The 14383-nt window shown below is 48.0% G+C and carries 13 protein-coding genes and 1 other annotated feature; of the genes, 1 reads left to right on the top strand and 12 read right to left on the bottom strand.

The annotated features are described in order from the left end of the window. The 12 genes from PMI05_RS23840 to guaB all read right to left on the bottom strand — a co-directional run. On the bottom strand, window positions 1-519 hold a 519-nt coding region (locus tag PMI05_RS23840), incomplete at its 3' end, for an ABC transporter permease (protein WP_007727406.1). Continuing rightward, window positions 516-1361 (bottom strand): ABC transporter permease subunit, encoded by an 846-nt coding sequence (locus tag PMI05_RS23835; RefSeq protein ID WP_007727405.1) that lies wholly within the window; start codon window positions 1359-1361, stop codon window positions 516-518. The genes PMI05_RS23840 and PMI05_RS23835, both read right to left, overlap by 4 nt. A gap of 60 nt (window positions 1362-1421) precedes the next feature. After that, the gene (locus PMI05_RS23830) at window positions 1422-2231 is read right to left on the bottom strand and encodes an alkaline phosphatase family protein (protein WP_007727400.1); all 810 of its coding nucleotides are present in this window, start codon (window positions 2229-2231) and stop codon (window positions 1422-1424) included. Continuing rightward, window positions 2221-3318, bottom strand: coding sequence for an ABC transporter substrate-binding protein (locus PMI05_RS23825; protein WP_007727399.1), 1098 nt, complete (start codon window positions 3316-3318; stop codon window positions 2221-2223). The genes PMI05_RS23830 and PMI05_RS23825 overlap by 11 nt, the downstream gene beginning before the upstream one ends. A 191-nt stretch (window positions 3319-3509) precedes the next feature. After that, a complete protein-coding gene (aceA, locus tag PMI05_RS23820) occupies window positions 3510-4799 on the bottom strand; it encodes an isocitrate lyase (protein WP_007727397.1) in 1290 nt (429 codons plus the stop codon). Window positions 4800-4825: 26 nt separating this feature from the next. Continuing rightward, a complete protein-coding gene (aceB, locus tag PMI05_RS23815) occupies window positions 4826-6433 on the bottom strand; it encodes a malate synthase A (RefSeq protein ID WP_007727394.1) in 1608 nt (535 codons plus the stop codon). After that, a complete protein-coding gene (locus PMI05_RS23810) occupies window positions 6430-6660 on the bottom strand; it encodes a hypothetical protein (RefSeq protein ID WP_007727393.1) in 231 nt (76 codons plus the stop codon). Before PMI05_RS23810 ends, aceB begins: the two co-directional genes overlap by 4 nt. 192 nt (window positions 6661-6852) lie before the next feature. After that, window positions 6853-8133 (bottom strand): serine--tRNA ligase, encoded by a 1281-nt coding sequence (serS, locus tag PMI05_RS23805; protein ID WP_007727390.1) that lies wholly within the window; start codon window positions 8131-8133, stop codon window positions 6853-6855. Between the two features lie 53 nt (window positions 8134-8186). Beyond that, window positions 8187-8412 (bottom strand) — a binding site (T-box leader). A 132-nt stretch (window positions 8413-8544) separates the two neighbouring features. Next, a complete protein-coding gene (gene pdxT / locus PMI05_RS23800) occupies window positions 8545-9120 on the bottom strand; it encodes a pyridoxal 5'-phosphate synthase glutaminase subunit PdxT (protein ID WP_007727389.1) in 576 nt (191 codons plus the stop codon). Between the two features lie 10 nt (window positions 9121-9130). Further along, window positions 9131-10015, bottom strand: coding sequence for a pyridoxal 5'-phosphate synthase lyase subunit PdxS (pdxS, locus tag PMI05_RS23795; RefSeq protein WP_007727388.1), 885 nt, complete (start codon window positions 10013-10015; stop codon window positions 9131-9133). Between the two features lie 106 nt (window positions 10016-10121). Next, the gene (locus PMI05_RS23790; RefSeq protein WP_007727386.1) at window positions 10122-11438 is read right to left on the bottom strand and encodes a D-alanyl-D-alanine carboxypeptidase family protein; all 1317 of its coding nucleotides are present in this window, start codon (window positions 11436-11438) and stop codon (window positions 10122-10124) included. Between the two features lie 188 nt (window positions 11439-11626). Continuing rightward, complete coding sequence (gene guaB / locus PMI05_RS23785; protein ID WP_007727384.1) at window positions 11627-13087, bottom strand: IMP dehydrogenase; 1461 nt, start codon at window positions 13085-13087, stop codon at window positions 11627-11629. A gap of 166 nt (window positions 13088-13253) precedes the next feature. Here guaB and PMI05_RS23780 point away from each other — a divergent pair, with 166 nt between their 5' ends. Next, a complete protein-coding gene (locus PMI05_RS23780) occupies window positions 13254-14267 on the top strand; it encodes a YaaC family protein (protein ID WP_007727382.1) in 1014 nt (337 codons plus the stop codon). The last annotated feature ends 116 nt before the right edge of the window (window positions 14268-14383 follow it).

Genomic DNA, 14383 nt, shown 5'->3' with positions numbered 1-14383 from the left:
CCCCTGCCAGTGGCTCGCACCCAATAGCTCGGCTGCCTCCATCAACGAACGTGCCTGCATAGCAAGCAGGCTGTTGCGCGTTCCCTGATAAAGATACGGTAGCAAACCGACCAGATAGGCACCTGCTGTGATGATGACCATTGGAATTCCGTTTCCTGAATAAGTACGGATCAATCCGACCGCCATAATGACACCCGGAACGGCATAGGTCAGCATCACCAAAATCTGAACCAGCCTCTCCATCCTGGGAGCGTAGACGATAATGGAGAATACAGCAGGAACAATAATGACGACGGCAACGACAGTCGTCAGAAAGCTGAGCAGAAAAGAACGCCCGAATGCCTGCAAGAATCGGGGATCGGCATACAGCTCCGCAAACCATTTTCCTGTGAGTCCTTCTGGCAAAACCGTGCTGTTCCACTCGGTTGCCAGTGAGTAAAGGATGGTAGCAGCTACTGGCAAAAACAAATACAGCATGACCAACGCAAACGCCAAGGATGGCAAACTGATCCGCTTCAAGACAAATCCCTCCGAATCTTCCGCGTCAGCCACTCGTTCACGAGTAAGGCTCCGGCAAGCGTCAGGCCGAGCAGTACTGCGAGTGCGCTACCCAGCTCGGGTCTTGCAAAAATGTCGCCAGATACTAGCGCGCCAATTCGAATGGGCACCAGATTGTAGTTGCTCCCGGTGAGCGCGTAGGCAGAAGCATAGGCACCCATTGCATTGGCAAACAGAATACTGAATGTGCCGACGATGCCTGGAAGCAGTACTGGAAACCCGATTCTCAGCCAAAATTTCCAGGGACTTGCTCCAAGCAGCTCGGCCGCTTCCATCCATTGCTTTTGAATGGCGTTGTACAGGGGATACAAAAGCATTACCGCCAGGGGCAGTTGAAAATAAATATAAACAAGCGTCAAGCCGCTCCACGAATACAGAGTAAAGGACTGTCCAAAATCAATCCCCAGTTGCTTCGCGAGCAAAACAAACAATCCACTGTTTCCCAATAGGACAATGAAGGCAAAAGCGAGCGGAATCCCCGCAAAATTGGAGGTTAGATTGGTAATGACAAGCACTCGCTGTTGCAGAGACTGTGGGAAACGGGTAATCGCATAGGTGGCGAAAACAGCAACGACGATTCCAATGAGAGCAGACAGGAACGAGATGAGCACGCTGTTCTCAAAAGCCTGCAAGTAATACGGATTTGAAAAAATCTCACGATAGTGACTGATGGTAAAACCGCCGCCCCCCTCGGCCTGAAAGCTCCCTCCAATCATGGAAAGCAACGGGACGAGAAGAAACAGAGCGATCATTGCAAAGAACGGAATCGTCGTGACCCAAAACATACTGACAAATCGTTTCATCGCAAAAGCTCCTTTCTTAGAGGAAAAGACGCCCCCTTAGGGAGACGTCTTACTCAGCCCTCATACGTTCAATGGCTGCATCTCTTTCGAGGGGGAGATGCCAAGCAAATGGCAGGCAAGCGGAGCCACCTGCAATTGCGGAATTGCCTCCTCGCGAATACCCGGAGATATCAGGTTGCTGATGACAAACAAGGGGACGTCCCGGTCAGCGCTAGAAGTGCCACCATGATTTCCATCGGCTGTCATCCCGTGATCGGCTGTTACGATGATTTGATAACCCGCATCGATCCACGCAGGAAGCACATTTGCCAGTATCGAATCTGCCGCCAGAACGCGATTTCGATACTGCGCGGAATCGGCCGTATATTTATGTCCGTCATCATCGATATTCATGGAGTGGACGTAAAGAAAATCCGGATTGTATCCATTCAACAAAAAGTTGGCGTCAGCAAACAAGTGTGTATCCGGATAGTGATCCTCCCAGTAGAACATCCCGTTTTGAATCGGCTTGTCGGAGTTCAATTGGATTCGGTCGTGAAACGGATTGAATGGAGCCTTGTTATAAAGCTCGCTTACCCAGCCATAAGCCGCAGCAGCGTTGGACATTCCGTTTTTCCGGGTCAGGTAAAAGAGACTCTCCTGATGCGAAAGCCGAACCGTCTGATTGCTGGAAATGCCGTTCTTCCACACAGGAGTTCCCGTCAAAAGAACCTCGTACAAAGGACGAGACAGACTGGGTAATTCCGATCTCACCTGAAAGCGGGCTGCAATACCGTATTCGACCAGGTGATGCAGGTACCCCATGTGCGAGATGGCTGTGTCAAATCTCAATCCGTCGAGCACAATCATGGCGAGCTTGCTAGCGCACATGGATTAACACCTGCTCTTGCCATAGCTGCGGCAATTTTTTGGTTGTCTCTTCCCAAGCAGTCAAATCGCCCACCGGACGTGCGTTTTTATACATATCATCGGGGAGCAGCATGGCTTTAGCGGATTCATCCAGCTTGGCGTTAGCGCGAATTGGTCGTGCATAGCCGCGAGCCAAATTGGACTGTCCAGCGTCGGAGAGAATGTATTCACGAGCCAGCATGGCAGCGTGTGGGTGCTTGGCGTACTTGTTGATAACCGTAGCGTACCCGCTGCTGACTGATGCTTCCTCCGGGATGAGGACATCAAAGCGGTTTTTATCGATTTTGTTCCGATACCCGAGCGCGTTGAAGTCCCACAAGATTGCGACTTCGACCTCACCCTTTTCTAGATTAGCAAGGCTCGGATCGCTCGTACTGAGCCTCTTGTTTTTTGCCAACTCAGCGAAAAAGTCAATGCCAGGCTGGATATTTTTCTCATCTCCCCCATTAGCATAGGCGGCGGCCAGAACGGCAAACTGCGCCTGATTCGCTTTCATGACATCGCCGATCGCGATCTTGTAGCTTCCGTTTTTCAAATCTGCCCAGGTCTTGGGGGGATTTTGCACCTTTGTTTTGTCAGTGATAAAAGCCAGTGTTCCGGTATAGCCTAACAACCAATGTCCTTCATCATCTTTTGCCCAGTCGGGAATGTCGTTCCAGTAAGAGGTTTTGTAAGGAAGCGTCAGACCTTTTTGCTTGGCTAACGGTCCAAAAGCGATGCCTACGTCGCCGATATCTGCAGTAGCGTCTTCTTTTTCTGCTTCAAACTTAGCCAATTCTTCTGCGCTCGACATGTCGGTATCCGTATGCTTCAAGCCGTATTCCTTCCCGAGATTGCTCCAGGTCTCCCCCCAGTTTGCCCACGTGTCCGGCATACCCACGGAGTTGACTTCTCCCTCCTGCTTCGCTTTTTCCACGATTTGATCCAGGGTCAATTGCGACGTATCCAGAGAAGTGCCTGATTTCGTCTCGGTGGCACATCCCGCAAGCAGAAAAACGGATGTCATGACAACAACGGTTCGTTTCCAGCTTAGCTGGTTCCCTTTCATCTTTAAGGCCCCTTTTCGTTTTTATTTGTGTTTGATTTCTTGGTTTTTTCTAATCCAATCGTAAACAACCAAAATGAAACTGATATAAATGCGTTGTTAAAAAGCTATTAAGACTCTATGAAAAATAGAAGTGAACGCAAAAAGTGGCCCTCTGAATACCAGAGAACCACCTAGTCCTTCGTTTTTCCTCTTTAATTGTGTGCAAATTGTTCCTCTTCCGTCGACCCGCTGAGTGCAGTCGTAGAGGAATTGCCTCCAGAGATAACTTGCGCAATCTCATCGAAATACCCGGTACCGACTTCGCGCTGATGACGAGTGGCTGTATAGCCATGTACTTCGCTGGCAAACTCAGCCTGCTGCAATTCAGAGTAGGCAGCCATTCCGCGGTCACGATAGCCACGCGCCAGTTCAAACATGCTGTAATTCAGGGAGTGGAAGCCAGCGAGCGTGACAAATTGGAACTTGTAGCCCATCTCGCCGATCTCTTCTTGGAAGCGAGCGATGGTCTGTTCATCCAGCTTCTTTTTCCAGTTGAAAGAAGGAGAGCAATTGTAGGCTAACAGCTTGCCAGGGTATTTTGCATGAATCGCTTCTGCAAAACGGCGTGCTTCCTCCAAATTCGGCTCAGAAGTCTCGCACCAGATCAAATCTGCATAGGGAGCATACGCCAGTCCGCGGGCAATCGCTGCATCCAATCCGCCGCGTAGACGGAAGAATCCTTCTGCTGTTCGTTCACCCGACAGGAATGGTTTATCCTGCTCGTCGATATCGCTAGTGATCAGGAAAGCGCCATTGGCATCGGTACGTGCCACGATAATGGTCGGGACTCCCATCACATCTGCCGCAAATCGGGCAGAAATCAGATTACGTACAGCCGCCTGCGTCGGAATGAGTACCTTTCCGCCCATATGGCCGCATTTTTTCTCGGAAGCCAGCTGGTCTTCAAAATGCACTCCTGCTGCACCCGCTTCAATCATACCCTTCATCAATTCGAAGACGTTCAGTGGCCCACCAAAGCCCGCTTCTGCGTCCGCTACGATCGGAGCAAACCAATTCGTCTCTGTACCACCCTCTGATTGATCGATCTGATCAGCCCGTTGCAATGCCTGATTAATTCTTTTTACGACTTGGGGAACACTGTTTGCCGGGTAGAGGCTTTGATCAGGATACATCTGACCAGACAGATTGGCATCGGCCGCTACCTGCCAGCCACTCAAATAAATCGCTTTTAATCCTGCCTTTACCTGCTGAATCGCTTGATTCCCGGTCAAAGCCCCCAACGCTTTAATATGGTGCTCGGTATGCAAGAGGCTCCACAGACGCTCTGCCCCTAGATGAGCCAGCGTATGCTCGATTTGTACGGAACCGCGCAGACGAACGACATCTTCTGCCGTATACGGGCGTGTTATTCCTTGAAAACGCTCGCCTTGCCAGCTTTGCTCCACCTGTTGAATCGCTTCTTGCTTGTTTACTTTCGTCATTTTCATTTCCCCCACTCTTTTTATTTTTACAAATAGCGATAACCCGGTACTGTTAGGAAGTCTTCGAAATCTTCTGTCGTTACCAATTGCAAGAATAGATCACCAGCAATCGGATACTTGCTGTTGTCATACCTCTCTTGGCCGATTGCTTGCTTGATCGCTTGCAGCTCCTCACTCAGCCACTGCTTAACCAAGCCTTCCGTCACCTTTTTACCATCCTGCAAGAGTCCGTGACGGTGACGCATCCATTGCCAGACTTGTGCCCGCGAAATTTCTGCTGTAGCTGCATCCTCCATCAGATTGTTGATCGGAACGGCCCCAGAGCCTCGCAACCATGCCTCGATGTACTGCAAGCCTACGCTAATGTTCGTACGGACACCCGCTTCTGTAATCGTGCCCTCTGGGACTGCCAGAAGATGCTTAGCAGATACGTCTACGTCTTCACGTTTGTACCAGATTTGGTTCGGCTCTCTCATCAAGCGATCGAACACTTCCATGGCTACCGGCACTAGCCCAGGGTGAGCAACCCAAGTCCCATCATGTCCATCGTACGCTTCCCGCTCTTTGTCAGCGCGAACTTTGGCGATGGCTTCTGCATTTTGTACCGGGTCATTTTTCACCGGAATTTGTGCAGCCATTCCACCAATGCAAGGCGCCATCCGTTTATGGCAAGTCTTCACGGCCAGCGTGGTATATGCTTTCATGAACGGAACTGTCATGGTTACTTGCGCACGATCCGGTGTAATGACATCTGGCTGATTCCGCAGCTTTTTGATATAGCTGAAAATGTAATCCCAACGCCCGCAATTCAGTCCTGCACTATGCTCGCGCAGCTCGTACAGAATCTCATCCATCTCAAAAGCTGCGAGAATCGTTTCGATCAATACTGTCGCGCGAATTGTGCCGCGTGGAATATTTAATTCATCCTGCGCAAAAAGGAAGACGTCGTTCCAAAGGCGGGCCTCCAAATGGCTCTCCAGTTTCGGTAAGTAGAAATACGGTGCTGTCTGATTCGCGATAAGAGCATCTACGTTGTGGTAAAAGTAAAGTCCGAAGTCAAGCAGACTGCCGGAAATCGGTTTTTGATCGAGGAGGATGTGTTTTTCTTCAAGATGCCAGCCACGAGGACGCACGATCAGAACCGCCGTCTTTTCATTGAGGGCGTATGATTTGCCTTCCGGACTGATGTAAGAGATGTTGCGGCGTACCGCATCCTTCATGTTGATTTGGCCTTGGATGGTGTTCTCCCAGGTCGGTGAGTTCGCGTCCTCAAAATCAGCCATGAAAAGCCGAGCACCCGAGTTCAGTGCATTGATGACCATTTTCCGATCACCCGAAGGTCCCGTAATCTCCACCCGTCTGTCTTGCAAATCTTTGGGCAATGGAGCAACAGTCCATTCTCCTTTACGAATGTCCGCTGTTTCCTGTAGAAAATCGGGCAGCTGACCTGCATCGATTTGCAATTGGCGCTCCACGCGTTTAGCCAACAATTGTTGGCGTCTGTCTCCAAACCTTTGCTCCAGCTTCATCACAAATTGAATCGCTTCTGGTGTCAGGATATCTTGATAACCAGGGTGCATCTCACCGGAAATCTGCACCTCTAGCGGATATGGATTCGTTGGTACAGTATTCAAAACAGCTCCTCCTCCCTCACTCCAAAGTTATTATGATACAGATTGATAAAATGTTTTTTATTATATAACAGTAGTGGCAAAAAAATGTCCTTACTCCTGATTCCCGCTGCCACTACAATGGCTGCAGCATACATGTCCGTCTCCCAAGCAATTGTGGCAAGCCGCTCCGTTGGCATCACGACCAACGCCTCCACATCTTGGGCAATTTTGTTCTCCGTTTCCTTCACACCGATAGCAGTCCATTCTCCATTCCTCCATTTCTGTATTAAAACAATATTCTTAAAATTTGTTTTTATTATATAACAGAGATTAGTACAGTGCAACACGTTTTTTAAAAAATTCCACCTGTATTAGTACACAATATAAAACAGCCCTTGACCCGCTATGGATCAAGAGCTGCTTTCCAAATCTCTCGCTTATTACTTTTGTGCGATCTTGTCTACTCCGCCCATGTACGGACGAAGAACTTCTGGAATCACGATTGCTCCGTCTGCATCTTGGTAGTTTTCCAAGATCGCTGCTACTGTACGTCCAATCGCCAAACCAGAACCATTCAATGTATGCACGAATTCTGGCTTCGATTTTGTATCGCGACGGAAACGGATATTGGCACGGCGCGCTTGGAAATCTTCAAAGTTCGAGCAAGACGAGATTTCACGGTATGTGCCGCCGCTTGGAATCCAAACTTCCAGGTCGAATTTCTTCGCAGCCGTAAATCCTAGATCGCCTGTGCACATGCTCAGGACACGGTATGGCAGACCAAGCAGTTGAAGCACCTTCTCAGCGTTTTTCACCAGTTTGTCGAGTTCGTCATAAGACTCTTCTGGTTTCACGAATTTCACCAGCTCAACTTTGTTGAATTGATGCTGACGAATCAACCCACGCGTATCACGACCAGCAGAACCCGCTTCCGAACGGAAACATGCGCTGAAAGCAGTGTAGTAGCGAGGGAGATCCGCTCCATCCATGATTTCATCACGATGCATATTGGTGACTGGCACCTCTGCAGTTGGAATCAGGAAGTAATCTGGTCCCTCGATTTTGAATGCATCCTCTTCAAACTTAGGCAATTGGCCCGTTCCCGTCATACTCGTACGGTTGACGATATACGGTGGGATCACTTCTTCATAGCCATGTTCATTCGAGTGCAGATCCATCATGAAGTTCATCAGTGCGCGCTCCAGACGTGCGCCCAAGCCTTTATAGAAAACAAAACGGCTTCCTGTTACTTTTCCCGCCGTTTCAAAATCGAGAATGCCTGCTTGGCTAGCCAGCTCCCAGTGAGGCTTAATCTCGAAGTCAAATGCACGTGGCTCTCCCCATGTCCAGGCAATCACGTTATCGTCTTCTGTCGTACCGATCGGCGTGCTTTCGTGCGGCAGGTTCGGGAGGCTCAGCAAAATGAACTCCAGCTGCTCATCCAATTGACGCAGCTCTTCATCCAAAGCCTTGATGCGCTCATTTACTTCTTTCATTTCAGCGATCAGATGGTCTGCATTTTCCTTATTTCGTTTCATAACCGCTACTTGCTCGGATACCGTGTTACGCTTATTTTTCAGCGCTTCTGCTTCTTGGATGACTTCGCGACGCTTTTCATCTACTTCTACGAATTGATCCAACGCAGAAATATCTTCATTGCGGTGAGCCAAACGGCGTTTTACTTCTTCCAAATCCTGGCGTAATACTTTTACGTCCAACATGTGTAAATCCCTCCGAATCGTATTGAAAAAAAACAAAAAACACCCGTCCCCTGGTAAGGGACGAGTGTTGTATACCCGCGTTGCCACCCTCGTTGACACATGCAGCAATCCTTCATGCATATGCCCACTCTTCCGTCATAACGGGACGGTTCCGGACAAAGTTGTTGTTCCTTTGCCACTCCGAGATGGATTCCTTCACATCACCGGATCGGTTCGCACCTACCACCGACTCTCTAGGCCTGGCTCTTGTGAAGTACTTGTTCTCATCATCGCATTCTTATTCATGAATACTATTATTGTTAACTGTACTACAGGATCTATACGTATGTAAAGAGTAGCCCGCCTCGATCTTTTCAGAAAAAAAGAAGATCGGCGCCTTTTTTACGGCCGATCTTCCAGTATGACAGCTAGCTAGCTTCTGTATTCCTTGACCATGTCGAGGAAGTATTTGTGCAGTCTTGTATCTTCGGTCAATTCTGGGTGAAAGGCTGCTGCCAAATAGTGACCGCTCCGGGCGACAACAATCTTGTCTTCGTGCTTGGCCAAGACTTGACCGTTCTCTCCCACTTCCATGATATATGGTGCTCTGATGAACACTGCCGGGTAATCTGCCGCCACACCCGCAACAGGCATCAAGGCTTCAAAGCTCTCCTTTTGGCGACCAAAAGCATTCCGCTCGACTTTGATCTCCATCAACCCTAAATGGCAATCGTCTTGTCCTTGAATCCGTTTGGCCAGTAGAATCGCTCCTGCGCAAGTTCCGAAGATCGGCTTGTTCACCTTACCGAACTCTTGAACCGCCTCCATGAATCCGTACTTGTGCATCAGCTTGCTAATCGTGGTGCTTTCTCCGCCGGGAATGACCAGCCCGTCGAGGTCATCCAGTTCTTCTACTTTTTTGACCGGGACAGCTGTGGCACCAACCTCTTCTAGCATTCGCACATGTTCTGCTACAGCTCCTTGTAGAGCGAGTACGCCGATTTTCATGCTACTCACCTTACCAGCCGCGCTCTTGCATGCGATCAGCTTCACGAATCTTGGAGATTTCGATTCCTGGCATTGCCGTCCCCAAGCCTTTGGATACGCGAGCAATCAGTTCGTAATCCGTGTAGTGGGTGGTCGCTTCCACAATCGCGCGAGCAAACTTCTCTGGATTCTCTGATTTAAAGATACCAGAGCCTACAAACACGCCATCGGAGCCCAATTGCATCATCAGGGCAGCATCTGCTGGTGTTGCTACTCCACCTGCTGCGAAGTTTACGACTGGCAGCTTACCTGTTTTGTGTACCTCTTCAAGCAGTTCGTATGGGGCACCCAGGTTTTTGGCTTCCGCCATCAGTTCATCGTAGGACATGGCTTGCACTTTGCGGATTTGGGACATCATCGTGCGCATATGACGAACAGCCTCTACAATGTTTCCGGTTCCTGGTTCACCTTTTGTGCGGATCATGGATGCACCTTCCCCGATACGACGGAGAGCTTCACCCAGATCACGGGCGCCACATACAAACGGTACCGTGAACTCTTTTTTATTGATATGGTACAAGTCATCTGCTGGAGTGAGTACTTCACTCTCATCGAGATAATCTACACCCAGAGACTCGAGAACACGCGCTTCAACAAAATGACCGATACGAGCTTTTGCCATAACAGGGATCGAAACAGAATTCAGTACTTCCTCTACAATGCTAAGGTCAGCCATACGCGCAACTCCACCAGCTGCACGAATGTCAGACGGTACACGCTCCAAAGCCATTACAGCAACAGCACCCGCTGCTTCTGCAATTTTCGCTTGTTCAGCATTTACGACGTCCATAATAACGCCGCCTTTTTGCATTTCAGCCATACCTCTTTTAACGCGGGATGTTCCTACTTGTACCATTACAAATACCCCCTACATCATGAGTCAGAACCGAAACTGTTATGTGGTGTTATGGTTCCTGTTACCGTCATTGTAAACGATAGATGTAGGGGAAAACAATAGTTATTTAATTTCCTGTTCCACTGCTAAATAAATTGCTGAAAAACTCTATGATGCTACGGAAGAACAGACGAATCCAGCTGGCTTCCTCTACTGCCTGTCCTGCTACGATATCCACGCCTGCTTTTGCTGCGTCTTCAGGCTGCAAGTAATCCGTTTCCTTCGTACCTTCTTCTTTCAAGACGATCTTACCGACAACTTGTCCTTGCGTAATCGGTGCAGTTAGCTCCTGGAAGGTAACCGTTGGTGTGTATTTTGCTTCCGTACCGGTTTTTGTGATCATGTTTACTTCGCTGCCTGTAACAACTGGTACAGTTACCTCTACACCGTTTTTCACAGGAGCTGTTTCAAATCCTTTGACTGGTACATTCTTGTCCATTTGTTTTGTGAGTTTGAAATTGCCAAAACCGTAGTCAAACAGTTTTCTCGTCTCAGCAAAACGCTTTGTCTCGGTGCTTGCATTCATCACAACGCTAATCAAACGCATGTTGTCGCGAACAGCCGTACCTGTAAAACAATAACCTGCTGCATTTGTATGCCCCGTTTTTAATCCATCTACACCTGGGTAATAGCTAATCAGACTAGGCAGCATCCAGTTATAGTTTTTCTTGCTCCACTCATTCGGTGTACCTGTACGGAAGCTGAAGATTGGTTTTTTGGAAGTCTCCAACGCATCCGGGAAATCGTGAATCAGAGCACGGGCAAGGATCGCTGAATCACGAGCAGACATCAAGTTCTCTGTTTGTTCGGTCTGAACAGAGTATGGACCCAACTCATTGGCTGGCAAACCAGTAGAAGTGACGAACGAAGTATTTTTCATACCAAGCTCTGCTGCCTTTTTGTTCATCAGTTCAACAAAGGCTGGCTCACTGCCTGCGATCTTCTCAGCCAAAAGTACAGTAGCGTCATTGGCCGATACGATTGCCATCGCTTCGTACAATTGTTTAACCGTAAAGGATTCGCCTAAATTCAAATACACACCAGACGAATCTGAAATTTTCGCGATATAAAAAGCATACTCACTTACCGGGACAACATCATCCCATTTAATTTTCTTTTGTTTGATGGCTTCCTGAACCAGGTATTCAGACATGATTTTACTCATACTAGCTACCGGAAGTGCTACGTCAGGATCTTTACTATAGAGAACCCTTCCCGTCGATGCCTCAACAAGAATGGCAGACTTCGCTTCCAGTTGTAAATTCGCTTGAGATGCTACAGGGGCAGCTTCCACCTTTGAAACCATTCCTCCCATTGCTGTAGCAAAAACAGCGACCGAAAGGAACAGACCTGTCAATCGCTTTGTCCATGTCTTTCGCTTCATGTAATCTCTCACTCTCCTATTTCTGTCGATTTCATTCTTTTATGAAACAAGCACACAATTGTAAGTGTACCATAGGTTGCAGGGTGGCTTGAAGCGAGATTCCTCCTATTTCCACATGTTAGTAGCTAGTAAAAATCCCCTCTCTTTTTAAAAGAAAGGGGACGTAGGTCTTACGCACTATTTTTTACTTAGGAAATCGAGTAGTTAGGTGATTCTTTGGTAATTTGTACATCGTGTGGGTGGCTCTCACGCAAACCAGCGCCGGTAATGCGGACGAACTGGGAGTTTTGAATCAAATCTTCGATGTTCTTCGCCCCGCAGTATCCCATACCTGCACGCAGTCCACCAATCAACTGATAAGTAACATCCGCCAATGGGCCTTTGTAAGGAACACGGCCTTCGATCCCTTCCGGAACGAGCTTCTGTGCGTCCTCTTGGAAGTAACGGTCCTTACTGCCGGCTTTCATCGCGCCAATCGATCCCATTCCGCGATATACCTTGAAACGACGACCTTGGAAAATCTCGAATTCGCCTGGGCTTTCTTCTGTACCGGCGAACAGACTGCCGATCATGATCACAGAAGCACCTGCACCAATTGCTTTTGGCAAATCACCGGAGTATTTAATGCCGCCGTCGGCAATAATTGGAATATTGTACTCTCGCGCTACTTGTGCACAATCGTGAATCGCTGTAATTTGAGGAACACCGATACCTGCTACGACACGAGTTGTACAAATGGAACCAGGACCGATACCAACCTTCACCACAGATGCCCCAGCTTCGATCAGATCGCGAGTAGCTTGTCCAGTTGCAACGTTTCCTGCGACGATTGTGAGCGTTGGGTATTCTTTGCGAACTGCTTTTACCGTTTCAAGTACGCCTTTGGAATGCCCATGAGCGGTATCGATCACCAATACGTCCACGCCAGCTTGTACCAGTGCAGCTGTGCGCTCAAACGTATCAGCAGATACCCCAACAGCAGCACCACACAGCAAGCGGCCTTGTTTATCTTTTGCTGCATGCGGGTATTGGATAGCCTTTTCAATATCTTTGATCGTAATGAGTCCACGCAGAGTGTAGTTCTCATCCACCAACGGAAGCTTTTCGATCTTGTGTTGTTGCAAAATCAATTCTGCCTGTTGCAATGTTGTACCGACAGGAGCCGTCACTAGGTTTTCCTTGGTCATAACCTCTTTGATCTTGATGGAGAAGTCATGTACAAAGCGCAGATCGCGGTTGGTGAGAATTCCGATCAGCTTTTGATTGTCATCGACAATCGGAACACCGGAGATACGATATTTACCCATGAGAGCATTCGCTTCTTCGACGGTATGCTCTTGGGACAAAGAGAACGGATTGGTAATAACGCCACTTTCAGAGCGTTTTACACGATCTACTTCGCTTGCTTGTTGCTCGATGGACATGTTTTTATGGACAATCCCGATACCACCTTGGCGAGCCATGGCGATTGCAAGTCCAGACTCCGTTACGGTGTCCATACCAGCACTGATCAGAGGAATATTCAGCTTCACATTCTCACTCAATTGTACTCGTAGATCAACATCCCTTGGCAAAACTTCAGATTTTGCTGGAATGAGCAATACATCGTCAAACGTTAAGCCCTCTTTAACAAATTTGTCTTCCCGCACAGTTGAAAGCTCCTCTCGGCGAATGGTTTAAGACAGTTTAACAAACGGCTTAATTTACTGTCAAGAAATGAGTATATCGTTCGGTTATAGATTCAATTAGACAGATAAATCAAAAAACATTTTAGGAAACTTAACCATATTACGAAAATTGGTAAAGGTGGGTAACATGGATAACGCTTGGAAAACATTACGCTATTTTGAGACAGAACCAACTGCACGTAAATATTTGGCTGCCTGCTATCACGACTTGGGTGTTGAGCATGCGGAGCGACTAGCTTTTCAACAAAGCTCGCGTTTCCTGTTTCTCTGGAGACAAGCCAGACATTTTTATTCCACTTCCGCTGTTTCCGACTTGTCCATCCAGCCATTGCTGCTGTTTTATGGCTGCTCTCACTTGTTGAAGGCGATGTTATTGACTCGTGATCCGTATTATCCCCAAAACAGTCGTGTGCTTCAACATGGTGTCACAACACGAAAGCTTAAACGAAACGCCTATATGCTAATAGAAGACGAAGTTCGTCCACAAAAGGAAGGGTTCTTTGCGCAATTAGCTCTCGCATTCCAGCTCGCGCCGTTACAAGACCGCTATTCAGTCCATGACTTATTTTCATCCATCCCCAGCGTCAGCGATAGTTACGGAATTGCTACGGATAAACCGCGTAACTGGTTAACGCTAAAGATTGAGCATATAAGTCAGGATGATTTGGTTCGCATTACCTTTCCTAAAAGAACGGACGGGCCATTGTCCTATTCAACTGAAACCTTCATCCAGTACATTCGCAGGCTGGCTCCATCTATTTGTAACTTGGAAAAACTCACCTCGGTAAATAATAAAAACATAAAGGAACTGACCCTTCCTCAGTGTGCCCTGTCTGAACTGGATCAACACCCGTTATTTCGTTTGCATCAGAACGTCCTCTTCTTTTGGAATGGTTCTGCTTCTTCTCTTCCTCTTCCCGAATGGGCCAGTCATTACTTGCTGCTTTATTTACTCAGCATGCTTTGCCGCTATGAAACGGAATGGTGGGGAGAGCTAACGATGTCTCACGGACTTGTTGAGCGATATTTGGTTGAACATTTTTTGGACAATCACATGGATACCTTTCCCTCGGTTATTCGAAGGCATTTTCACCGAAATCACCGGATGCCCCTTCCCTCTCTGCCCTCGGATCTATATTAGTTTCTCTGCTAACGCCTTATCTACACGAAAAAACCTTCCTGCCATCATCAGCAAGAAGGTTTCTTTTATTCCCTGAAAACTGGATCTGCATGATCAGTTGCTAAATGTGTGGATAA

The sequence above is a fragment of the Brevibacillus sp. BC25 genome (genome assembly GCF_000282075.1).
In the GTDB taxonomy this organism is placed as follows: domain Bacteria; phylum Bacillota; class Bacilli; order Brevibacillales; family Brevibacillaceae; genus Brevibacillus.
The sequence above is the reverse complement of the archived record's forward strand: the minus strand, read 5'-3'. Positions and strand labels throughout refer to the sequence as shown.

Excerpts from the sequence above, each read along its gene's own strand:
- PMI05_RS23830 (WP_007727400.1), bottom strand. The coding sequence starts at position 2,231 with ATGTGCGCTAGCAAGCTCGCCATGATTGTGCTCGACGGATTGAGATTT.
- PMI05_RS23790 (WP_007727386.1), bottom strand. The coding sequence starts at position 11,438 with ATGAAGCGAAAGACATGGACAAAGCGATTGACAGGTCTGTTCCTTTCG.
- aceA (WP_007727397.1), bottom strand. The coding sequence starts at position 4,799 with ATGACGAAAGTAAACAAGCAAGAAGCGATTCAACAGGTGGAGCAAAGC.
- pdxT (WP_007727389.1), bottom strand. The coding sequence starts at position 9,120 with ATGAAAATCGGCGTACTCGCTCTACAAGGAGCTGTAGCAGAACATGTG.
- PMI05_RS23825 (WP_007727399.1), bottom strand. The coding sequence starts at position 3,318 with ATGAAAGGGAACCAGCTAAGCTGGAAACGAACCGTTGTTGTCATGACA.
- pdxS (WP_007727388.1), bottom strand. The coding sequence starts at position 10,015 with ATGGTACAAGTAGGAACATCCCGCGTTAAAAGAGGTATGGCTGAAATG.
- PMI05_RS23835 (WP_007727405.1), bottom strand. The coding sequence starts at position 1,361 with ATGAAACGATTTGTCAGTATGTTTTGGGTCACGACGATTCCGTTCTTT.
- serS (WP_007727390.1), bottom strand. The coding sequence starts at position 8,133 with ATGTTGGACGTAAAAGTATTACGCCAGGATTTGGAAGAAGTAAAACGC.
- PMI05_RS23780 (WP_007727382.1), top strand. The coding sequence starts at position 13,254 with ATGGATAACGCTTGGAAAACATTACGCTATTTTGAGACAGAACCAACT.